This is a genomic window from Dactylosporangium sp. NPDC000244 (genome assembly GCF_040300725.1).
Classification (GTDB): Bacteria; Actinomycetota; Actinomycetes; order Mycobacteriales; family Micromonosporaceae; genus Dactylosporangium.
Genome location: NZ_JBEPEH010000023.1, coordinates 1 through 20,372 on the forward strand (window position 1 = coordinate 1; position 20,372 = coordinate 20,372).

The 20,372-nt window shown below is 72.6% G+C and carries 17 protein-coding genes and 1 pseudogene; 10 read left to right on the forward strand and 8 right to left on the reverse strand.

Going from position 1 to position 20,372, the window contains the following annotated elements; all coding sequences use genetic code 11:
* Positions 1–173 precede the first annotated feature (173 nt).
* The 5 genes from ABT369_RS30485 to hisF all read left to right on the forward strand — a co-directional run bounded on the left by ABT369_RS30485 (position 174) and on the right by hisF (position 2,859).
* A complete protein-coding gene (locus tag ABT369_RS30485; protein WP_350617117.1) occupies positions 174–320 on the forward strand; it encodes a CG2302 family histidine operon protein in 147 nt (48 codons plus the stop codon).
* Positions 321–333: 13 nt separating this feature from the next.
* Positions 334–957 carry an imidazole glycerol phosphate synthase subunit HisH gene (gene hisH, locus ABT369_RS30490; RefSeq protein ID WP_350617119.1) on the forward strand — a complete coding sequence of 208 codons (624 nt, stop codon included), beginning with the start codon at positions 334–336 and terminating at the stop codon, positions 955–957.
* 6 nt (positions 958–963) lie between these two features.
* The gene (locus ABT369_RS30495; protein ID WP_350617121.1) at positions 964–1,278 is read left to right on the forward strand and encodes a hypothetical protein; all 315 of its coding nucleotides are present in this window, start codon (positions 964–966) and stop codon (positions 1,276–1,278) included.
* 5 nt (positions 1,279–1,283) lie between these two features.
* On the forward strand, positions 1,284–2,012 hold the full coding sequence (gene priA, locus ABT369_RS30500; protein ID WP_350617123.1) for a bifunctional 1-(5-phosphoribosyl)-5-((5-phosphoribosylamino)methylideneamino)imidazole-4-carboxamide isomerase/phosphoribosylanthranilate isomerase PriA: 729 nt from the start codon (positions 1,284–1,286) through the stop codon (positions 2,010–2,012).
* A gap of 85 nt (positions 2,013–2,097) precedes the next feature.
* A complete protein-coding gene (hisF, locus tag ABT369_RS30505) occupies positions 2,098–2,859 on the forward strand; it encodes an imidazole glycerol phosphate synthase subunit HisF (protein WP_350617125.1) in 762 nt (253 codons plus the stop codon).
* Positions 2,860–2,862: 3 nt separating this feature from the next.
* Here the strand turns inward: hisF and ABT369_RS30510 are convergent, their stop codons facing one another.
* Positions 2,863–3,348 carry a hypothetical protein gene (locus ABT369_RS30510; protein ID WP_350617127.1) on the reverse strand — a complete coding sequence of 162 codons (486 nt, stop codon included), beginning with the start codon at positions 3,346–3,348 and terminating at the stop codon, positions 2,863–2,865.
* 108 nt (positions 3,349–3,456) lie between these two features.
* Positions 3,457–4,404: a LysR family transcriptional regulator gene (locus ABT369_RS30515; RefSeq protein WP_350617129.1), complete on the reverse strand. Its 948-nt coding sequence runs from the start codon at positions 4,402–4,404 to the stop codon at positions 3,457–3,459.
* Positions 4,405–4,475: 71 nt separating this feature from the next.
* Here ABT369_RS30515 and ABT369_RS30520 point away from each other — a divergent pair, with 71 nt between their 5' ends.
* Both ABT369_RS30520 and yczR read left to right on the forward strand, forming a co-directional pair.
* Entirely contained in the window at positions 4,476–5,381 is a 906-nt protein-coding gene (locus tag ABT369_RS30520) for an EamA family transporter (protein WP_350617131.1), read from the forward strand.
* A gap of 10 nt (positions 5,382–5,391) precedes the next feature.
* Entirely contained in the window at positions 5,392–6,864 is a 1,473-nt protein-coding gene (gene yczR, locus ABT369_RS30525) for a MocR-like transcription factor YczR (protein ID WP_350617133.1), read from the forward strand.
* A 553-nt stretch (positions 6,865–7,417) separates the two neighbouring features.
* On the opposite strand, the gene ABT369_RS30530 is transcribed toward yczR, so the two are convergent.
* Positions 7,418–9,259, reverse strand: a complete 1,842-nt coding sequence (locus tag ABT369_RS30530) for an AMP-dependent synthetase/ligase (RefSeq protein WP_350617135.1) — start codon at positions 9,257–9,259, stop codon at positions 7,418–7,420.
* A 179-nt stretch (positions 9,260–9,438) separates the two neighbouring features.
* Positions 9,439–10,059: a TIGR03085 family metal-binding protein gene (locus tag ABT369_RS30535; RefSeq protein ID WP_350617137.1), complete on the reverse strand. Its 621-nt coding sequence runs from the start codon at positions 10,057–10,059 to the stop codon at positions 9,439–9,441.
* 108 nt (positions 10,060–10,167) lie between these two features.
* Here ABT369_RS30535 and ABT369_RS30540 point away from each other — a divergent pair.
* The 3 genes and pseudogenes from ABT369_RS30540 to ABT369_RS30550 all read left to right on the forward strand — a co-directional run.
* Positions 10,168–12,117 (forward strand): annotated as a pseudogene (locus tag ABT369_RS30540) (ABC transporter ATP-binding protein); the annotation flags it as partial.
* 104 nt (positions 12,118–12,221) lie between these two features.
* The gene (locus ABT369_RS30545; protein WP_350617139.1) at positions 12,222–14,012 is read left to right on the forward strand and encodes an ABC transporter ATP-binding protein; all 1,791 of its coding nucleotides are present in this window, start codon (positions 12,222–12,224) and stop codon (positions 14,010–14,012) included.
* A gap of 694 nt (positions 14,013–14,706) precedes the next feature.
* Entirely contained in the window at positions 14,707–15,147 is a 441-nt protein-coding gene (locus ABT369_RS30550; protein ID WP_350617141.1) for a hypothetical protein, read from the forward strand.
* Positions 15,148–15,211: 64 nt separating this feature from the next.
* On the opposite strand, the gene ABT369_RS30555 is transcribed toward ABT369_RS30550, so the two are convergent.
* The 4 genes from ABT369_RS30555 to ABT369_RS30570 form a co-directional block, all read right to left on the reverse strand.
* On the reverse strand, positions 15,212–15,802 hold the full coding sequence (locus ABT369_RS30555; RefSeq protein WP_350617143.1) for a TetR/AcrR family transcriptional regulator: 591 nt from the start codon (positions 15,800–15,802) through the stop codon (positions 15,212–15,214).
* A 158-nt stretch (positions 15,803–15,960) separates the two neighbouring features.
* Positions 15,961–16,698 (reverse strand): ABC transporter permease, encoded by a 738-nt coding sequence (locus ABT369_RS30560; RefSeq protein ID WP_350617145.1) that lies wholly within the window; start codon positions 16,696–16,698, stop codon positions 15,961–15,963.
* A 4-nt stretch (positions 16,699–16,702) separates the two neighbouring features.
* Positions 16,703–17,497 carry an ABC transporter ATP-binding protein gene (locus ABT369_RS30565; protein ID WP_350617147.1) on the reverse strand — a complete coding sequence of 265 codons (795 nt, stop codon included), beginning with the start codon at positions 17,495–17,497 and terminating at the stop codon, positions 16,703–16,705.
* 147 nt (positions 17,498–17,644) lie between these two features.
* Complete coding sequence (locus tag ABT369_RS30570; protein WP_350617149.1) at positions 17,645–20,170, reverse strand: hypothetical protein; 2,526 nt, start codon at positions 20,168–20,170, stop codon at positions 17,645–17,647.
* Positions 20,171–20,372: the final 202 nt, after the last annotated feature.

The window sequence follows — 20,372 nt, forward strand, 5'->3', positions numbered from 1 at the left end:
CCGAGGACGCCGTCTCACGTCAGTCCTCACAGGACAAGCGGCCAAAGCGTTCCTCGGGAGCTCCCGATGACAAAAGAAGGTAATGCCATCAGCGGTCCGGAGCGGAGCGGAGGGGCCGCTCACCAGAGGCTCAGTTTGACCGCGTCGGCGCCGGAGCTTGCGGAGGCGACGACGTGAGCATTGCCCTGCTCGCTCTGGCGGGTCTGCTGCTCGGCGGGGCGCTCTCGCTGCGGCAGCAGAGCAAGTCGAAGGTACCGTTCGTCATCACGCTGCTGCTGGCCGCGATCTCCGCGGCCGCCGGCGTGCTGTGGCTCAACTAAGGGGAGGCGGATCGTGGCGAAACGCGTGGTGATTCTCGACTACGGCTCCGGCAACCTGCGCTCGGCGGAGCGGGCCGTGGCCCGCGTCGGCGCCGACGTCGAGGTCACCGACGACCTCGGCCGGGCCGCCCGCGCGGACGGCCTGGTCGTGCCGGGCGTCGGCGCCTACGCGGCCTGCATGGCCGGCATCGAGACCCTCAGCGCCGGCCCGATGATCGCCGAGCGGGTCCGCACCGGCGCGCCCGTGCTCGGCATCTGCGTCGGCATGCAGATCCTGTTCGACGCCGGCGAGGAGCACGGCGTGGTCACCAAGGGCCTCGGCCTCGCGCCCGGCACGGTGACCCGCCTGCACGCGCCGGTCGTGCCGCACATGGGCTGGAACACGGTCACCTGGCCCGGGGGCTCGGTCCTCGGCGCCGGCCTGCCGGACGACACCCGCTTCTTCTTCGTGCACTCCTACGCCTCGACGGTCACCGACGCCCAGACCGAGGCCGGGGTCCGTGTCGCGACCGCGGTGCACGGCGAGCAGTTCGTCGCCGCGTTCGAGACCGAAGTGCTGCGGGCCACCCAGTTCCACCCCGAGAAGTCCGGCGACGCCGGGGCGACCCTGCTCGCCAACTGGCTCGGGACGCTCTGATCCCGCTTGTCCAAGGAACGGGCGAAACGGCGCGCGCTGCTGGAGGCCGAGCGCGCCGAGCGGATGCGCCGGCACGAGCGCAAACGGGCCCGCCGGGCCGCCGTGCGCCGGCTGGTGCCCAAGGTCCGCCTAGGGCGGACCGGTAAGATCTTTGCGCGCCGCTCCTGGAAGCAGCGCATCATCATCGCCATCCTCGTGCTGGCGGTCCTGACCCTGGTCTGGACGTCGATCGACTCCTGGCCGGCCCGGATCGGCATCAGCGCGATCCTCATCGTCGCCACCCCGGCGCTCACCGTGCTCGTTCTGGACCGAAGGATCTGACTCTCATGGCCCTGCAGCTCCTGCCCGCCGTCGACGTCGCCGACGGCCAGGCCGTCCGTCTCGTCCAGGGCGCCGCCGGCAGCGAAACCACCTACGGCGACCCGCTCGAGGCCGCCCTGGCCTGGCAGCGGCAGGGCGCGGAGTGGATTCACCTCGTCGACCTCGACGCCGCCTTCGGCCGCGGCTCCAACGCCGAACTGCTCGCCGACGTGGTCCGCCGCCTCGACGTGCAGGTGGAGCTCTCGGGCGGCATCCGCGACGAGGCCTCGCTCAAGGCGGCGCTGTCCACCGGCGCGACCCGCGTCAACCTCGGCACCGCGGCGCTGGAGAACCCCGACTGGTGCGACCACGTCTGCGCCACCTACGGCGAGCAGGTCGCGGTCGGCCTCGACGTGCGCGGGCACCAGCTCGCGGCCCGGGGCTGGACCAAGGAGGGCGGCGACCTCTTCGAGGTGCTCGACCGGCTCGAGAAGGCGGGCTGCGCGCGGTACGTGGTCACCGACGTGATGCGCGACGGCACGCTCACCGGCCCGAACCTGACCCTGCTCCTCGAGGTCACCGGCCGGACGAAGAAGCCGGTGATCGCCAGCGGCGGCGTGTCCAAGCTCGACGACCTGCGCCAGCTCGCGGCGCTCGCGCCCGCGGGCGTGGAGGGCGTGATCGTGGGCAAGGCGCTGTACGCCGGCGCCTTCACCGTCACCGAGGCCCTCGCGGCGCTGCAGGAGTCGGCGTGAGCGGTCCGGAGCGGAGCGGAGGGGCCGCTCACCAGGGGCTCAGTCTTCAGTCGTGCCGTTGCCGGAGCGAAGCGGAGGTGACGGCATGACCGTAGCTGTTCGGGTCATCCCGTGCCTCGATGTCGACGCGGGCCGGGTCGTCAAGGGCGTCAACTTCCTCAACCTGCGTGACGCCGGCGACCCGGTCGAGCTGGGCGCCGCCTACGACGCCGCGGGCGCCGACGAGCTCGTCTTCCTCGACGTGACCGCCTCCTCGGACGGGCGCGCCACGATGCTGGACGTCGTCCGCCGTACCGCGGAAACGGTCTTCATCCCGCTGACCGTCGGCGGCGGCGTGCGCAGCGTCGGCGACGTCGACACGCTCCTGCGCGCCGGCGCGGACAAGGTCGGGGTCAACACCGCCGCGATCGCGCGCCCGGAGCTCATCGCCGAGATCGCGCAGCGCTTCGGCAACCAGGTCCTCACGCTCTCGCTCGACGTGCGGCGCGGCGAGGGCCAGCTCAGCGGCTTCGAGGTCACCACCCACGGCGGGCGCCGGGGCGCGGGCCTCGACGCGGTCGAGTGGGCGGCCCGGGTCGCCGAGCTCGGGGCGGGGGAGATCCTGCTCAACTCGATGGACGCCGACGGCACCAAGGACGGCTTCGACCTGGAGCTGATCCGGGCCGTGCGCGAGGTCGTCGACATCCCGGTGATCGCCAGCGGCGGGGCCGGGAAGGTCGCCGACTTCGCGCCGGCGGTCGAGTCGGGCGCCGATGCCGTGCTCGCGGCCAGCGTGTTCCACTTCGGCGAGCTGACGATCGGCGATGTGAAGGGTGCCCTGCGCACGGCCGGGCACCCGATCCGGTAGGGGTCAGTCGGCCTTCTTGCCGGCGGCGACGGCGATGCCGACGATCCAGCCGACGAACAGGCCGTAGCCCGACGCCGCCGCGGCGGCGTTGAGCGCCCCGAGCATCGTCGGGTCGGCGATGATGAACGCGGTCGTGAACGCGGCGAGCGCGGCGCCGAAGATCAGCGCCGCCCAGCCCACCACGACCGCGCCACCGCCGCCGGCCACCGTCTTGGCGGAGACGGCGAGGACCAGCGCGACGAACAGGATCAACAGCAGTGCGCGCAGGTCGTTGGCGAGCAGCTCCCGGGCGGCGTTGCCGGAGCCGTCATGCGGGCTGATCCACCAGCGCGGCCAGGCCAGCATGCGCAGGAAGAAGCCCCAAACGGTCGAACCGTCGCTGTGCCGGTCGACCCACTCAGTGAAAATCTGGTTGCCGAAGATCAGCACCAGCAGGACCGTTGCCAGAATGCCGGCGCCGGTCGCGGTCCGGGAACGGAAGAGGGCCATGCCAATGAATGTAAGGGGCGGCCCGAATCCGCGCAGAAGTGAACACGCTGAATGAACAGTGGGCGCGAACCGGGCCCGGCCCAGGTTTACGACCTGGGAAAACTTGCCTCACACCACATGAATTCCGGCCCCGCCGGTCACCCAATCGGGTAGATCACCCGAAGTCGGGCGCAGCGCCCAGGCCTCCTGCAGGGCCGTGACGGTCGCCCCGATCGCCGGCCGGGTCGCGGCCGCCGCCCGCCACGCGACGCTCACCCGCCGGGCCGCCTCCGGGGCCACCGGGCGCGCGACCACCCCGGGCGGCAGCGCGGTGCGGGCCAGCCGCGGGATGAACGCCACCCCGAGCCCCTCGGCGACGAACGTCAGCTGCGTCTCGAACTCGTTCACCAGGATCGCCGGGCGCAGCCCCGGCAGCATTCGCAGCAGCCACTCGTGGCAGACGGTCCCCGGCGTCGAGCCGATCCAGCGCTCCTCGCGGACCTCGTCGAGGGTGACCGGGCCGGCCCCGTCGGCCAGGGGGTGCCCGGCCGGCAGGATCAGGTCCCCGACGTCCAGGCCCAGCTCGACGCTGGCGATGCCGGGCGGGTACGTCACCGGGATCTCCAGCCACTCGTCGATCAGGGCGACGTCGACGATCCCGCGCAGGATGCCGGCGAAGCTCGCCTCCCGGTCCGTCTCCAGCAGCGTCGGCTCCAGCGCCGGATGGTCCGCCGCGAGCCGGCGCAGCGCGTGGGGGAGAAGGCCCCGGCACGCCGTCGGGAACGACGAGATGCTCAGCCGCCCCGACACCGTCTCCTGGTGCGCGGCGAGCGCCGCCTCGGCCTCCTCGACCGCCGCGAGGACCCGGCCCGCGTGCTCGGCGAGGACGCGCCCGGCCTCGGTCAGCCGCAGCCGCCGGCCGTCCTTCTCCACGAGCGTGGTGTGCGTCTCCCGCTCCAGCTTCGCGATGTGCTGGGAGACCGCCGACGGGGTGATGTGCAGCGCGCCCGCCGCGGCCGTGACCGTGCCGAACGTCTGGACCGCGCGGAGCGCCTGGAGGCGCGACAGGTCGAGCATGAAGCAATGCTAAAACCTTGATGCAGTACTTTTCGATGGTGCTTCACGGTTCGGGGGCCAATCATCGAGCCATGAAACCTCGCGACCTCGCCCTGGCGCTCGTGGTCTCGGTCATCTGGGGCGTCAACTTCGTGGTCATCCACGTGGGCCTGGACAGCATGTCGCCGCTGCTGTTCTGCGCCCTGCGCTTCGGGGTCGCGGCGCTGCCCGCGGTGTTCCTGGTCGGCCGGCCCAAGGCGCCCTGGCGCTGGGTGATCGCGACCGGGATCGCGCTCGGCGTGGTGAAGTTCTCGCTGCTGTTCGCCGGCATGGCGGCCGGGCTGCCGTCCGGGCTGTCGGCGCTGGTCCTGCAGAGCCAGGTCGTCTTCACGCTGGTCTTCGCGACGGTACTGCTGCGCGACCGCCCCGGCCCGAGGCGCATCGGCGGCGTGGTGCTGGCCGGGGCCGGGATCGTGCTGATCGCCACGCAGCTCGGCCTGGACCGCCCGCTGGGCGCGTTCCTGCTGGTCGTGGCGGCCGGCGCGGCCTGGGGCCTGGCCAACGTCGCGATGCGCAAGGCCGCGGCCGCCGACATGCTCAACTTCATGGTGTGGGTGAGCGCGGTCGCCACCCCGCCGCTGGTGCTGCTGACGCTGACCGTCGACGGGCCCGCGTACGTCTGGAGCGCCCTTCGGGGTCTTGACCTCGTCGCCGTCGCAGCGATCGCGTACATCGCCTACCTGAGCACGCTGCTCGGCTTCGGGGTGTGGGGGCGGCTGATCGGCCGTTACGGGGCCGGGACCGTGGCGCCGTTCGCGGCCCTGGCACCGGTGTTCGCGATCCTGTCGTCGGCGCTGTTCCTGCACGAGAGGATCCACTGGTACGACCTCGTGGGCGGCGCCGCGATCCTCGGCGGTGTGCTGTTGGGCGCAATGGCGAAATTGGACTTGCCCTCGGGAGCCACTGATGCCAGTCTGAGGCCAATCGAGCGCGTTTAGGGGGCCAATTTTGTCAGCGATTGTCCGCGGTGCCCAGCTGGCCCGCATGCTCAACGCCTGGCAGGTCGCCGTCGGGGTGCGCGGCCCGGGCGGGAAGCGGCCCGAGTACGTCGTGCTCGCCAACGCCGTGCGCGGCCTGCTCATCGACGGCCGCCTGGCCCTCGGCGTGCGGCTGCCCGCGGAACGGGAGCTGGCCGCGGCGCTGGGCATCAGCCGGACCACCGTGACCGCCGCCTACCGCGAGCTGCGCGAGAGCGGGCACGTGTCGAGCCGGAGGGGCGCGGGCAGCTGGACCGAGCTGCCGGCCGGGCACCGGGTGGGCACGTCGGGCCTGTGGACCCCGAGCGACGACGCCGGCCTGATCGACCTGGGCTGTGCCGCGATGCCGGCCCCGCCGGAGCTCGCGGCGGCCGCGGCGGAGGCGGTGACGGACCTGGAGCCGTACCTGTGCGGCCCCGGCTACCAGCCCATGGGCCTGCTGGTCCTGCGCGAGGCGATCGCGTGCGCCTACACCGCCCGCGGCCTCCCCACGGCCCCCGACCAGGTCATGATCACCGGCGGTGTCCAGCAGGCCCTGGATCTCCTGCTGCGCCTCCTGGTCGCACCGGGTCAGCGCGCGCTGGTGGAAACCCCCACGTACCCGAACGCCTTGAGCGCGTTCGTGGCCGGCCGGGCGAGGATCAGCTCCTACGCCATCGGCCCCGACGGCTGGGATGCCGACCTGCTGCTGTCGACGGTGCGGGCCGCTCAGGCGCGGGTGGCGTACCTGATTCCGGAGTTCCACAACCCGACGGGCCACCTGATGCCGGCCGCGCTGCGCGAGAAGCTCCCGCCCGCGGCCCACGCCGCCGGCACGGACCTGATCATCGACGAGTCCTTTGTGGACCTTGCTCTCGACCCGGACGTGGCCGCCGCGATGCCGCCGGCGGTCGCGGCGTTCGACCGCACCGCGCGGGTGCTCACGATCGGCGGCATGAGCAAGGCCTTCTGGGGCGGCCTGCGCATCGGCTGGGTGCGCGGCCCGGCCCCCTTGATCGCCCGCCTAGCGGCGGCCCGCGTCGGCGTGGACATGGCCTCGCCGGTGCTCGACCAGCTCGTGGCCGCACGCCTCTTGCAGCGCCGCGACACGATCGTGGCCGCGCGCCGCAAGCAGCTGCTGGTCCAGCGCGACACCCTGGCCGCGGCGCTGCGGGCCGAGCTGCCGGAGTGGCGCTTCGTCCTGCCGCGGGGCGGGATGGTCATCTGGGCCGAGCTCGACGCGCCCGTGTCGAGCGCGCTGGCCCGCTCGGCCGAGGAGCTGGGCGTGCGCGTGGCGCCGGGCCCCCGCTTCGGCGCGGACGGCACCATGGAGCGCTTCATGCGGCTGCCGTTCACGCTCCCGGAGGCGGACCTGGTCGAGGCGGTGCGGCGGCTCGCGGAGGCCCGCACCGACCTGGACCGGCCGCGCCGCCACTCCTGGTCCGCGCAGACGGTGCTCGCCTGATCTGCAGTCCGGGCTCGGCGCGATCGCGGCGGGTCCGGACTTCGGCCAGAGCCGCGTGATCGAGCCCCGAGGGCCGCGCCGCCACTCCTGGTCGACGCCCAGACGGCGCTCGCCTGACCCGCTCCCGCCCCCGGCGCGCGGGCAGTGCTCGTCTGACCCGCGCCCCGGCGCAATCGCGGCGGGACCGGACCTCGGTACGAGTCGCGCGATCGAGCCAAAAACCCACGCCGATCGAGCTCGCGGCCCGCGCCGAACAAGCCCGAAAGCTCCAGGTCGGAGCCGTGATCCAGGATCAAGCCGCGTGGCTCGCGCGGGCGTGCGCGCACTCAGCAGACTTCGAGACCAGGACGACTGCGACTGGCCAATCCAAGCGCGAACCCCATACGAGCGAACACGAGGACCACGCCGCGTCGGTGCCGTTCCGTTTCATTCACCACGGTACACCCGGCCTCCAAGTCGATCTCAGGTCGCGTGACCGGGCGATTACGCGTCGTGGCCCCCGGGGATGGCGGTTCCCGGGGGCCACGACACTGTGGGGTGTGAATAGAGGTCCTTATATCTCCGCGAGCGTCCCGGCGTACATCCGGTCGATGTCGGCCGCGAAGGACTTCTCCACGACCCGGCGCTTCACCTTCAGCGACGGCGTCAGCTCGCCGTCCTCGATGGACAGATCCCGGCCGAGGATGCTGAACTTCTTGATCTGCTCCCAGCGGTTCAGCTTCGCGTTGAGCTCGCGCACGTAGCCGTCGACGAGCTCGAAGGCCTCGGGGGAGGAGACGATCTCCGCGTAGGACTTCCCGGCGAGCGGCGTGCCCGCGGCCCAGCCGATGATCGCGTCCGGGTCGAGCGAGACGAGCATCGTCACGTAGTTGCGGGCCTGGCCGACGACGATGGCCTGGGAGGTGTACGGGCAGACCGACTTGAACAGGCCCTCGATGTGGCTCGGTGCGACGTACTTGCCGCCCGAGGTCTTGATCAGGTCCTTCTTGCGGTCGGTGATGCGCAGGTAGCCGGCGTCGTCGAGCTCGCCGATGTCGCCGGTGCGGAACCAGCGGTCCTCGGTGAACGCGGCCGCGGTCTCGTCGGGCAGGTTGTGGTACCCCCGCATCACCGGCGTGCCCCGCAGCAGCACCTCGCCGTCGGAGTCGAGGCGGATCTCGAGGTCGCCGAGGGCCTGCCCGACGGTGCCGATGCGCGCCTTGCCCTCCCGGTTGACGAAGGAGCCCGCGGACGTCTCCGTGAGCCCGTACCCCTCCAGGATCGGCAGCCCGGCGGCGAAGAAGAACTCGGCGATCTCCGGGGCGAGCGGCGCCGAGCCGGAGACCATCGCGCGCATCCGGCCGCCGAGGCGGGCGCGCAGCTTGCTGAAGACCAGCTTGTCGGCGATGCCGAGCTGGAACTTGAGCAGGCCGCCGGGCTCGCGGCCGGCCAGCCGCTCGGCGGAGGCGCGCTTGCCGACCTTGAGGGCCCAGGTGAAGATCTTGAGCTTGGCCCCGCCGTCGGCCTGGGCGCCGGTCACCACGCGGTTGTAGACCTTCTCGAAGACTCGCGGCGCCGCGCACATGAGCGTGGGGCGGATCCGGCCGAGGTTGTCGATGAGCTTGTCCACGCGGCCGTCGACGTACGTGGGCAGCCCCACGTACAGGACCCCGCACAGCAGCGTCTTGCCGAACGAGTGCGACAGCGGCAGCCAGAGGTACTGCAGGTCGTCGGCGGTCAGCACGCCCGTGTCCTGCTGCGTCTTGCCCTGCCAGACCCAGCCGGCGTGCAGCAGTTCGACGCCCTTCGGGCGCCCCGTCGTGCCGGACGTGTAGATGAGGGTCGCCAGGCGGTCGCCCTCGATGCCCGCGACGATGCCGTCGATGAGCCCGGGGTCCGCGGCGATCGCGGCGCGTCCGGCGGATTCCAGGTCCGCCATGGTCATCGTCGGTTTGGCTTCGGTACCGTCCGGAGCCCCGTCGATCAGCACGATGTGCGTGAGGTTCGGCAGTTCCGCGTCCTTGAGCTTCGCCGCCTGCTCGGGGTTCTCGGCGAAGAGCACCTTGGAGCCGGAGTCCGCGACGATGTACACGGCCTCCTCGGGCTCGGTCGTGGGATACACGGTCGTCGTCGCCGCGCCCGCGAGCATCACGCCGAGGTCGGCGAGGATCCAGTCCAGCCGCGTGCTCGACAGCACCGCGACCCGGTCCTCGGGCGCGACTCCCAGCGTGGTCAGGCCGGCGGCGATGGCCCGGGCGTGCTCGTCGACCTCGCGCCAGGTCATCCAGATCGGGTCCCCGGCGTCGTCGGGGGCGGGGCGGCCGAAGGCGTGGGCGTCGGGGTTCTCGGCGACCCGGTGCAGGAACATGTCCGGGATCGAGCGGTACGGCAGTACGAGCCGCTGGGTCTGGGTCATGATCGGGCTGCCTTCCGGGCGGTCCGGGAGAATACGCCGCCGGCCGTGAGCATCGTCACGTCCGTCGGTTACCAGACCGTAAACCGTCAATCCCGTTACCGGCTAGACCCGAAACCGAAACGTGAGCAAGCCGCGAAACGCGTGCTCTGGAACCAGATTCAAGACCCAGCAGTCGTACCTCAGATGCCGAGCCGGGCCCCGCGGAGCTTTTCGGCCAGATCGTCCGGGCCGGTCACCGATACCTCGGCGGCGGACTGGCGCCCGCTGAAGAACAGCACCAGCTCCCCGGGCGCGCCCGACACCCGCACGACGGGCTCCCGCTTCGGGTTGACCGTGAACGGCTCCACGCCGGGGCCGGAGACCTCGATGCGGGCGGGGAAGCGGCGGGCGGACAGGCGGGCCGTGGTCTTCGCGCGGGCGGCGAGGGCCTGGGCGTACGACGGCGGAAGGTCGCGCGGCGTCCACCCCGGCGCGGCCCGCCGCACGTCCTCGAGGTGGACGAAGAACTCGGTCACGTTCATCGCCTCGTCGAGCGGGCGCAGCAGCAGCGGCCCGCGCCGCACCCGGTCCACGAGCGCCGGGTAGTCGCCCGCGGCCAGCGCGTCCTGCACCTTCTGGGTGTGCCCGGCGGCGGCCTTGAGCATGATCCCGGCGGCGGCGTCCGGGCGGTGCTCGCGCAGCACGAGATGTGCGGCGAGGTCACGCGTCGCCCAGCCCTCGCACAGCGTGGGCGCGTCCGGCCCGGCGGCGAGCAGGGCGTCGGCGAGCGCCGCGCGCTCCGAACGGGCGAAGGCAGTCATGGGCATAACGCTAGCCCCGAAATTGTCGTACCTCGTCGGTAAGGTTTGTCGTGCGCTCGGGTCGCTTACCGGCGCGGAACCAGGGAGCGTGTGTTGACCAGTGGCAAGGTGCTCGCGAAGGGCTTCCGGGTGCTCGGCCACGCGGTCCGTGACGAGCCTCACATGTTCGTGTGGTCCGTCCTCGGCAGCGTGCTGTTCAGCCTGCTGACCATCGCCACGGCGTTCGTCTCGGGGCGTGTGGTCGGCGAGCTCGTGGTGCCGGCGTTCGACCGGGGCAGCGTCGCCACCGGCACGCTCGTGCTGGGCGGCCTGGCCGTGCTCGCGGTCAGCCTCGGCAAGATCGTGGGCATCTTCGGCCGCCGGCTCGGCGCCGGCGCGATGCAGTTCAACCTGCAGGCGAAGTATCGCCGGGCCGTGACCCGCCGCTACCTGCGCCTGCCGCTGGCCTGGCACCAGCGCCACGCGACCGGGACGCTGCTGTCCAACGCGAACGCGGACGTGGAGTCGGCGTGGTATCCGATCGCCCCGTTCCCGTTCGCGGTCGGAACCGTCGTGATGCTCGTGGCCGCGGTCGCCTCCCTCTTCGTCACCGACTGGGCGATGGCGCTGGTCGGCGTGGCCGTCTTCCCCGCGCTGCTGCTGGTCAACGTGGCCTATTCGCGGCGCATGTCGCCGCGGGTGGCGCGGGCCCAGCAGCTGCGGGCCGAGGTCAGCGCGGTCGCGCACGAGAGCTTCGACGGCGCCCTGGTCGTCAAGACGATGGGCCGCGAGGCCTCGGAGACCGAGCGGTTCGCGGCCAAGGCCGTGCAGCTGCGCGACGCCACCATCCGGGTCGGCCGGGTCCGGGCCATGTTCGACCCGGTCCTCGACGCCCTGCCCAGCATCGGCACCCTGGCGGTGCTGGTCGTCGGCGGGTATCGGTACCGCTCCGGCGCGGTCGGGGTCGAGCAGGTCGTCAGCGTCACGTTCCTGTTCACCGTGCTCGCCTTCCCGGTCCGGGCGATCGGCTGGGTCCTCGCCGAGCTGCCCCGCAGCGTCGTGGGCTGGGAGCGCATCCGCCGGGTGCTCGACGCCGAGGGCGACACCGTCTACGGCACCACCGCCCTGACCGGCACCGGCCCGGCCGCCCTGCGCTTCGAGGGCGTCGACTTCGCCTACACCGACGAGACGGGCACCGGGCCCAACGTGCTCACGGGGGTCACCTTCGACGTTCCCGCCGGGCGCACGGTCGCGCTGGTCGGGCCCACCGGCTCGGGCAAGTCCACCATCGCGGCGCTCGCCGCGCGGCTCGTCGACCCCGCGGCCGGCTCCGTGACGCTCGACGGCGTCGACGTGCGGGAGCTGCACCAGGACGCGCTGACCGGCAGCACCGCGCTCGTCGCGCAGGTCCCGTTCGTCTTCGACGACACCATCCGCGGCAACATCACCCTCGACCGGCCCGGCGTCGACGACGAGGCGGCCTGGAGCGCGCTGCGGCTGGCCCAGGCCGACGGGTTCGTCGGGCACCTCGCCGACGGTCTCGGCACCACGGTCGGCGAGCGCGGCACCTCCCTGTCCGGCGGGCAGCGGCAGCGGCTCACCATCGCCCGGGCGCTGGCCGGGTCGCCGCGGCTGCTCGTGCTCGACGACGCCACGAGCGCCGTCGACCCGCGGGTCGAGGCCGCGATCCTGGCCGCGCTGCGCCGCGACGACGGCTCCGCCCCGGCCCTGGCCCCGGAGACGCCGCTCGCGGGTCGCCCCGGCGCGGGGTCCCCGGGCCTCGAGTCCGGCTCGTCGGCGGCGGGCGCCGTGTCCCGGCCCGCGACCGGGGCCGCCGGGTCCGGCCCGGCCCCGGCGGCGCTGCAGGTGGACCGGCCGGCGCAGGCCGCCTCGATCCTCGTCGTCGCCTACCGCCGGGCCACGATCGCCCTCGCCGACGAGGTGGTCTACCTCGAACGCGGCCGGGTCGTGGCCCGCGGCACCCACGCCGAGCTGCTGGAGACCGCGCCCGGCTACGCCGACCTGGTCACCGCCTACGAGAAGGCGGAGGAGGAGCGGGAGCGCGAGCACGCCTTCGACGGCGACCGGCTGGACGACGGCCGCGACGGGCCCGGGGCCGGGCTCGGCGCCCAACGCTTCGACGAGGACCGCGACGGCCGGCTGGACGAGGAGACCCTGAGCGCATGACCACCGTCGAGAGCGCCACCGCGCCCGCCGCGACCGCCCCCCGGGCCTCGGTGCTGCGCCGCGGCCTGGCCCTGTCCCCGGAGCTGTTCACCGGGCTCGCCGGCACGCTCGGCCTGGCCCTGCTCGCCACCGCCGGCCGCGTCGCCGTGCCCGTCGCCATCCAGCAGGGCATCGACCGGGGCATCCGCGCGCCGGGCGGCCCCGACCTCGGCGTGATCACGCGCATCGTGGCGGTCACCGCCGGGGTGCTGCTCGTCACGATGGTCTGCTCCTACCTCATGAACGTGCGCCTGTTCACCGTGAGCGAGACGGCCCTGGCCGGCATCCGGGCGCGCACCTTCCGGCACATCCACGATCTGTCGATGCTGCACCAGCAGTCCGAGCGCCGCGGCGCGCTGGTCTCGCGGGTCACCGGCGACGTCGACCAGATCAGCCAGTTCCTGCAGTTCGGCGGCCTGCTCTTCGTGGTCAACCTGGGCCAGCTCACGGTCACCACGATCGTCATGCTCTGGTACTCCTGGCAGCTCACCCTCGTCGTGTTCGCCGCGTTCGCCCCGCTCGTGTTCGTGGTCCGGTTCTTCCAGCGGCGGCTCAGCGTGCTCTACCTCGAGGTGCGCGAGAGCGTCGGCACGATGCTCGGCGTGATCGCCGAGAGCGTCGTGGGGGCGCCGGTCGTGCGCGCCTACGGCATCCAGGGCCGCACCGGCGAGCGGCTCGACGGCGCGATCGAGCAGGCACGGCGCAACCAGTTCCGGGCCCAGAGCAACAACGTGATCAGCATGAGCTTCGGCGAGCTGGCGGCCGGCCTCGCGCTCGGCGGCGTGATCGTCGTGGGCACCCTGCTCGGCGTCGGCGGCCACCTCACCGTCGGGCAGCTCACCGCGTTCCTGTTCCTGGCCACGCTGTTCGTGCAGCCGGTGCAGGTCGCCACCGAGGTGCTCAACGAGGCCCAGAACGCGATCGCCGGCTGGCGCCGCGTGCTGGACATCATCGAGACCGAGCCCGACGTCGCCGACCCGGGCAAGGACGGCCGCACGCTGCCCGACGGCCCGATCGACGTGCGCTTCGACCACGTCCACTTCGCCTACCCCGACGGCCCCGAGGTGCTCAGCGACGTCGACCTGACGGTCACGGCCCGCACGCGCGTCGCGGTCGTCGGCGAGACCGGCAGCGGCAAGACGACCTTCGCGAAGCTGCTGACCCGGCTCATGGACCCGAGCACGGGCCGCGTGCTGCTCTCGGGCGTGCCGCTGGACACCCTCCGCTTCGACTCGCTGCGCAGCCGGGTCGTCATGGTGCCCCAGGACGGCTTCCTGTTCGACGCGACGATCGCCGACAATGTCCGCTTCGCCCGCCCGTCGCTGACCGACGCCGACCTGCTGCACGCCTTCACCGAGCTGGGCCTGATCGACTGGCTGGAGTCCCTGCCCGACGGCCTGCGGACCGAGGTCGGCGAGCGCGGCGAGTCCCTGTCGGTGGGCGAGCGGCAGCTGGTGGCCCTGGCCCGCGCGTACGTGGCCGACCCCGACCTGCTGGTCCTGGACGAGGCGACGAGCGCCGTGGACCCCGCGACGGAGGTCCGCCTGCAGCGCACCCTGGACGCCGTGACCCGCGGCCGCACGACCATCGCGATCGCCCACCGCCTGTCCACGGCCCAGTCCGCGGACGAGGTCATCGTGGTGGACAAGGGCCGCATCGTCCAGCGCGGGCCGCACACGGCCCTGCTGACCGACCCGGCATCGATCTACGCCCGCCTCTACGCCTCGTGGCTGGAACAAACCCGCTGACGCCCTGACCCACCCGCCAACGCGACCGCCCCAGCCCCGGGGCGCTCTTCCAGCTCGGCGTCCGCGGCCCGGACGCGTTCGCCTCGCTTCGGCGCGTTGCGTTGCGGGCACGCGTCCGGCTCGGCGTCCGCAGGTCGGACGCGTTCGGCTCGCCAGGGTGCGCTTGCGGTTCGGGCGTCGTGGCCGGCTCGGCGTCCGCGGCTCGGACGCGTTCGGCTCGCCTCGGTGCGTTGCGCTGCGGGCACGCGTCTGGCTCGGCGTCCGCGGCTTGGATGCGCCCGGCTCGCCTTGGTGCGCTTCCGGGTCGGGCGTCGCGGCGGCTCGGCTTCGGCGGCTCGGAGGCATTCGGCTCGCCTCGGTGCGTTGCGCTGCGGGCGTGCGGCTGGCCTCTGCGGCTCGCCTTGGTCCGGTTTCGGCTCCGGCGCGCGTCTGGCTCGGTGCGTAGGTGTGCTGTGTGCGGCTCGGGCCCGAGCCGCGATCGTGGAAGGTGCGCGGGCGGGGCGGGATCTTGAACTCGAGAAGGTGCTAGGGCGCCTTGGCTCAACGATAAGTCGGGCGCTTCGCGCCGCGACTTATCGGATTTATACCCTGACGGGCCGTAAATCCGATCTGAGGGGATTTGCAGCGGGTCGATTCACGTCTGGCACTATGTGTCGGGCGTTCTCGCAGGCCGGGGATGGCCTACATTGGGCGCATGGCAGCCGGTGGGCGCCGATTCGTGCCGATGCAGGTGCGCGTCGCGGTGACGGGGTTCCACGCGGTGGGCGGGATCATGCTCACGCTCGCGCTCATGGCCCTCGGCGTGCTGCTGTCGGGGATGCAGGTGGATCCGGTGGCTCAGGGTGGTACCGGATATCTGGATTTTGTGCTGTTCTTCAACGCGGTGCTGTTCCTGTCGCCGCTGGCCGGGGTCCTGGTGTTCCTCGGTGTGCGGGTGCGGCGGGGCGAGCATTGGGCGTGGCTGGCGAGCCTCGTGTTCTGGGCGTTCGCGGGGACGATGACGCCGCTGCTCGCGTGGGTGCTGGAAGCGCCGGTGTCGCTGCGGTACGTGCCGGTCGTGTGCGCGGCCGCGATGGTCGGGCTGCTGCTGACCCCGCAGGCGCGCACGCACTGCGCGGACCTCGCGGACGACTGACGACCGGCGGCTCGTGGGCCCCGCGGACCTCGCCGACGACTGACGGCCGTGGCCGTGGACGCCGTCAGGGGAGCGGGTCGGCCAGGTAGCGCTGGATGGTCGGGGCGATGTAGCGCACCACCTCCTCGGGGGGCATGGAGGCGAGGGGTTCGAGCTTGAGGATGTACCGCAGCATCGCGAGCCCGATCAGCTGCGACGCGACCAGGGAGGTGCGGATCGGGGCCTCGGCGGGGTCGAGGTTCAGGGCCCGCGTCGCGCGGCGCAGGATCTGGCTCACCAGGAACTCGCGCAGCATGCGGGCGGACCAGTCGTGCTGCATCGCGCTGCGGACCAGGGCCACGACCGGCGTGCCCGCGGGCGAGTCCCAGACCGACACGAACATGCGGACCAGCCGCTCGCCGACGCCGTCGAGGCCGGGGTCGAAGACCTGCGGGAGGACCTCGCCCGGGTCGAACGGGGCGTCCATGGTCGCCAGGAACAGCCGGTCCTTGGCGCCGAAGTAGTGGTGCACCAGCGCCGGGTCCACACCGGCGCTGGTCGCGATCTGCCGGATGGACGCCCCGTCGAAGCCCCGCTCCGCGAACGCCTGGCGGGCGGCGTTCAGGATCGCCTCTCGGGTGTCCTGGTTGCCGGGGCGTCGTCCGGTGCGCGCCATATGCCTCTTCCTGATGTCGTACCGTGCGGTGCCCGCCGGCCCCGCCCAGCGCCCGATACCGGGCACAAGCCTATTCGGCCGGTATTCATGCTCCCGGGTCCCGGGCCTGGCGCACCGGACCTGGTGCGCGTTCGGCGCGGGCGGGCCGGAACCGGGTGCTACGCGGTGCGGCGGCGCAGGGTGGCCGCGCCGAGGAGCAGGGCGACCAGGACGCAGCCGACGATGATGGCCAGGTCGCGCCACATGACGGCGGTCGGATCGGTGTGGGTGCCCAGTTCGGTGAGGGCCTGCACGGCGTACGACATGGGCAGCACGTCGCTGATCGCCTCCATCCACCCGGGCATCCGGTCGCGGGGCTGGAGCAGGCCGCACAGCAGCACCTGGGGCAGCACGACGGCCGGCATGAACTGCACCGCCTGGAACTCGCTGTCGGCGAAGGCGCTCACCAGCAGGCCGAGCGCCATGCCGAGCACCGAGTTGCCGACCGCGATGACGGCCACGAGCCACGCCGGGCCGGCGGTGTCGAGGCCCAGCAGCCAGTACGCGAGCGCCGACACGATCGCCGCCTGCACCGCGGCCGCGACGGCGAAGGCCAGCCCGTACCCGAGCAGGATGTCGACCTTCCCGATCGGCGTGGTGAGGAGCCGCTCGAGGGTGCCGCTCGTGCGCTCGCGGAGCATCGCCACGCTCGTGAGCAGGAACATGATCACGAGCGGGAAGACCCCGAGCATGATCAGGCCCACGCGGTCGAACAGGAGGGGGTTGTCGTCGTAGAGGTACCGCAGCAGGGTGAGCAACACCGTGGGGACCACGAGGATCAGCGCGATCGTCCGGCGGTCATGGCGAAGCTGGCGCAGGATGCGCCCGGCGGTGCCGAAGGTCAGTCGCAGCGACATGGGATCAGCCCGCCTTGGTCGTGTGGCCGGTGGATTCGGGTGCGCCGGCACTCGTGCGGCTCGGCATCGCCGCGTCCCCGACCGTCTCGGTCTCGTGGGCCTGCACGAGCCTGAGGAACGCTTCGTCGAGGTCGTCGGTGCCGGCTGATGCGCGTACGGCGGCCGGGGTCTGATCGGCGATGAGGTGGCCCTCGCGGATCAGCAGCAGGCGGTCGCAGCGGCCGGCCTCGTCCATCACGTGGCTGGACACCAGCAGGGTGGAGCCGGCCTTCGCGAGGGCGTGGAAGCGTTGCCAGAGCTCGTTGCGCAGGACCGGGTCCTGCCCGACGGTCGGCTCGTCGAGCACGAGCAGCCGCGGCTTGCCCACGATCGCGCAGGCGAGCGAGGCGCGGGCGCGCTGGCCCCCGGAGAGGCGGCCGACGAGCTGGTCCTTGGCCTTGCTCAGGCCCACGTCGCTGACGGCCTCGTCGGCCTCGTGCGCGCCGAGGCCGTAGAGCGACGCGAAGTAGCGCGCGTTCTCGCGGACGGTCAGATCGGCGTACACACTGGGGGCCTGGGTCAGGTAGCCCACCTTGTCGCGCAGCGGCCGCGACCCGGCCGGGTGGCCGAGGACGGTGACGGTGCCGCTCGCGACCTTCTGCACGCCGACGACGGCCCGCATGAACGTGGTCTTCCCGCTGCCGCTGGGCCCGAGCAGGCCGGTCACGCTGCCGGAGGGGACGGCGCAGGTGAAGTCGTGCAGCACCCGCCGCTTGCCGCGCGCGACGACGAGGTGCTCGACCTCGATCGCGTTGTCCATCGTGGTTGGTCCTTCCTGGCGGAGGGGCAAAGAACTCAACGCTTGATGAAATCAACGGTAGATGAAATCGCGACCGCGGGCAACGATATGCATGCGGCAAGGGGGCGGACCGGTTGCCCGGTCCGCCCCCTTGTGCTGGGATTTGGGTCAGAGCGAGAGGACCCGCTCCAGGAAGTCCTTGTACTGCCGCAGCGCCACCCGCAGCGACTCGGTGTCGGGGTGCTTCGAGCTCTTGTTCGGGTTGAGCGCGTGCTGCTGCTCCTGCAGCTTCTCGGCGAGCGTCTCGATCGCGTCGCTGACCACGGCGCTGGCCCGGGCCACCGCCTTCACCGGGTCGTCGACGAACTTGGACTCGGCCTTCGCGATGCGCGTGCGGAACTTGTCGGCCCGCTTGCGCTTCCAGAGCACGATCCGCTCCTCGACGATGTCGCCGGGGCGCAGCTGAGCCGGGGCGACCGCCGCGTACTCGAGCTCGTCGTCCTCCTCGACCTCGTCCTCCTCGTCCTCGGCCACGATGAGCAGCACGCCGTCCGCGGCGTCCTCCTCGTCGCCCGCGTCGGCTACGAGGAGCACGACGTCCTCGACCTCGTCGTCTTCCTCGTCGTCCTCGGCCTCGGCCACGGGCTCACCCGCGTCCTCGTCCTCGTCCTCGTCTTCGTCGTCCGCCTCGGCCACGAGGTCGTCGGTGTCCTCGTCCTCTTCGTCGTCGGCTTCGGCTACGACGTCGTCGCTGTCGTCCGCAGCCTCGTCTTCGTCGTCGGCGGCTTCGGCCACGAGGTCGTCGCTGTCGTCCGCGGCCTCTTCGTCGGCTTCGGCCACGACGTCGTCATCCGCGTCCTCGGCGTCGGTCTCGGCCACGAGGAGCACGACTTCGCCGGCCTCCTCATCGCCGTCCGCCTCGACCACGACGAGCACGACGTCCTCGGTGCTGTCGTCCTCGGCAACCGGCTCCTCGGCGACGTCCTCGTCCGCGGCGTCGTCGGCCTCGGCCGCGATCTCCTCGGCGGCGTCTTCCTCGGCGGCGTCGTCGGCTTCGGCGGCAGCTTCCTCGATCGTGTCGGCGTCGTCGGCTTCAACCGCGACGAGCACGACGTCTTCGGCGCTGTCGTCCTCGGCAACCGGCTCCTCGGCGGAGTCCTCGTCCACGGCGTCGTCGGCCTCGGCCGCGATCTCTTCAACGGCGGCGTCGTCCTCGACAAGCACCACGTCGTCGGCAACAGCTTCGGCGTCCGCCTCGTCGGCGTCACCGGCCTCCGAGGCGACCTCCTCGACGGCGTCAACTTCCTCGGCGTCGGTTTCGGCGGCGGGCTCGTCGGTCGCGTCGCCTTCTTCGGCGTCGGTTTCCGCTGCAGGCTCCTCGGCGTCGTCGGCTTCGGCGGCCGGCTCCTCCGCGGCCTCCTCACCATCGGCGTCGTCGGCCGCGGCGACCTCCTCGGCCACGTCGGCGTCCTCGACCACGGGCACCGCGTCAACCTCGGCGGCGGGCTCCTCGTCGGCGACGACGACCGCGACATCCTCGACCGCGTCGCTCTCCTCGGCCTCGTCAGCCTCGGCGGCGGGCTCCTCGGCGGCCTCGATCTCTTCGGCGTCGGCTTCGGCGTCGCTCTCCTCGGCCTCGGCAACGGGCTCGTCCGAGTCCGCGGTGTCCTCGTCGGCGGACTCTTCCGCTTCGGCGGCGGGCTCCTCGGCGGCCTCGATCTCTTCGGCGTCAGCTTCGGCGGCGGGCTCGTCCGAGTCCGTGGCGTCCTCGTCGGCGGACGCTTCCGTCTCGGCCGCGGGCTCGTCGGCTTCGGCGGCCTCGTCCGAAACGACGACGGCAGCTTCGGCGTCCGGCTCGTCCGAGTCCGCGGCGTCCTCGTCGGCGGACGCTTCCGCCTCGACTACGGGCTCGTCGGCCTCAGCGGCTTCGTCCGACACCACGACGGCAGCCTCAACCTCCGGCTCGTCGGCGGTCTCGGCCTCAGCCGCGGGCTCCTCGTCGGCGTCGCTCTCCTCCGCGTCGACCGAGGCGGCAGGCTCCTCCTCAACGGCCGGCTCGTCGGCAGCGTCCACGTCCTCAGCAACAACGTCCTCGGCAACAACGTCCTCGGCGACGACGGCGTCCGGCTCCTCCGTAGCGTCCACGTCCTCGGCAACGACGGCGTCCGGCTCCTCGGCGGCAGCCGGCGAGTCGGAAGCGTCCTCAGCCACGACAGCCTCGGCGACCGGCTCCTCCGCAGCGCCGCCCTCCTCGGTCTCGTCGGCCGCCGACGTCACGTCCGCGGGTGCCTCGTCCGCAACCGCGACGTCCGTCGCCGCCGCAACCGGCTCGTCGCTCTCCGCGACCTCCCCATCCGAGCCCGGCGCGCCATCCTCCACCGCCTCGCTCTCCACGACGGCCGAATCGGTGACAGCAGGAGTGTCGTCGCCCGCGACGACCTCGGCATCCGCAACCCCAGTGGTCTCGACGAGGGCCGAGATGTCGTCCGGCACCGCGACGGAGATGGCCGGATCATCAGCGAGCGCCGCGGTTTCCTCGGCGGCGGGAGGGGCAGTGGCGGCAGGAGTGGCGTCGTCGAGCGGCTCGCGCGGCGCCGGTACGACGGCCTCGGCGGGCGCTTCCGCCTCGGGAGTGGAAGAAGACGACGACGAGGAGGGCGGCTGGTCGTTCGGCGGGGTGATGTTGGGGTGCATGGGTCCTCCGTCCGGCTCGGTCCGAACGGGGGCAGCCTCCCGGTCGGACTGCTGGTTGGCTCAGCGCAGGGGTCGCGGACGCCGGGAGGCCGTGCGGCGCCCGCAACCGACGACCGCATGGCCGGCGAGGGGGTGCCCCCTGGGAGACGGGTAGGGGGTGGCCGTCGGCAGGCGGGGAAGGGTGGGCGACCGCGCAGATCTT

Bases quoted from the DNA above. Each gene is read 5' to 3' on its own strand.
- ABT369_RS30510 (WP_350617127.1), bottom strand. From the start codon at position 3,348: ATGGCCCTCTTCCGTTCCCGGACCGCGACCGGCGCCGGCATTCTGGCA.
- ABT369_RS30555 (WP_350617143.1), bottom strand. From the start codon at position 15,802: ATGGCGCGCACCGGACGACGCCCCGGCAACCAGGACACCCGAGAGGCG.
- ABT369_RS30520 (WP_350617131.1), top strand. From the start codon at position 4,476: ATGAAACCTCGCGACCTCGCCCTGGCGCTCGTGGTCTCGGTCATCTGG.
- ABT369_RS30535 (WP_350617137.1), bottom strand. From the start codon at position 10,059: ATGACTGCCTTCGCCCGTTCGGAGCGCGCGGCGCTCGCCGACGCCCTG.
- ABT369_RS30560 (WP_350617145.1), bottom strand. From the start codon at position 16,698: ATGTCGCTGCGACTGACCTTCGGCACCGCCGGGCGCATCCTGCGCCAG.
- ABT369_RS30565 (WP_350617147.1), bottom strand. From the start codon at position 17,497: ATGGACAACGCGATCGAGGTCGAGCACCTCGTCGTCGCGCGCGGCAAG.
- hisF (WP_350617125.1), top strand. From the start codon at position 2,098: ATGACCGTAGCTGTTCGGGTCATCCCGTGCCTCGATGTCGACGCGGGC.
- ABT369_RS30550 (WP_350617141.1), top strand. From the start codon at position 14,707: ATGGCAGCCGGTGGGCGCCGATTCGTGCCGATGCAGGTGCGCGTCGCG.
- ABT369_RS30545 (WP_350617139.1), top strand. From the start codon at position 12,222: ATGACCACCGTCGAGAGCGCCACCGCGCCCGCCGCGACCGCCCCCCGG.
- ABT369_RS30530 (WP_350617135.1), bottom strand. From the start codon at position 9,259: ATGACCCAGACCCAGCGGCTCGTACTGCCGTACCGCTCGATCCCGGAC.
- ABT369_RS30515 (WP_350617129.1), bottom strand. From the start codon at position 4,404: ATGCTCGACCTGTCGCGCCTCCAGGCGCTCCGCGCGGTCCAGACGTTC.
- priA (WP_350617123.1), top strand. From the start codon at position 1,284: ATGGCCCTGCAGCTCCTGCCCGCCGTCGACGTCGCCGACGGCCAGGCC.
- ABT369_RS30570 (WP_350617149.1), bottom strand. From the start codon at position 20,170: ATGCACCCCAACATCACCCCGCCGAACGACCAGCCGCCCTCCTCGTCG.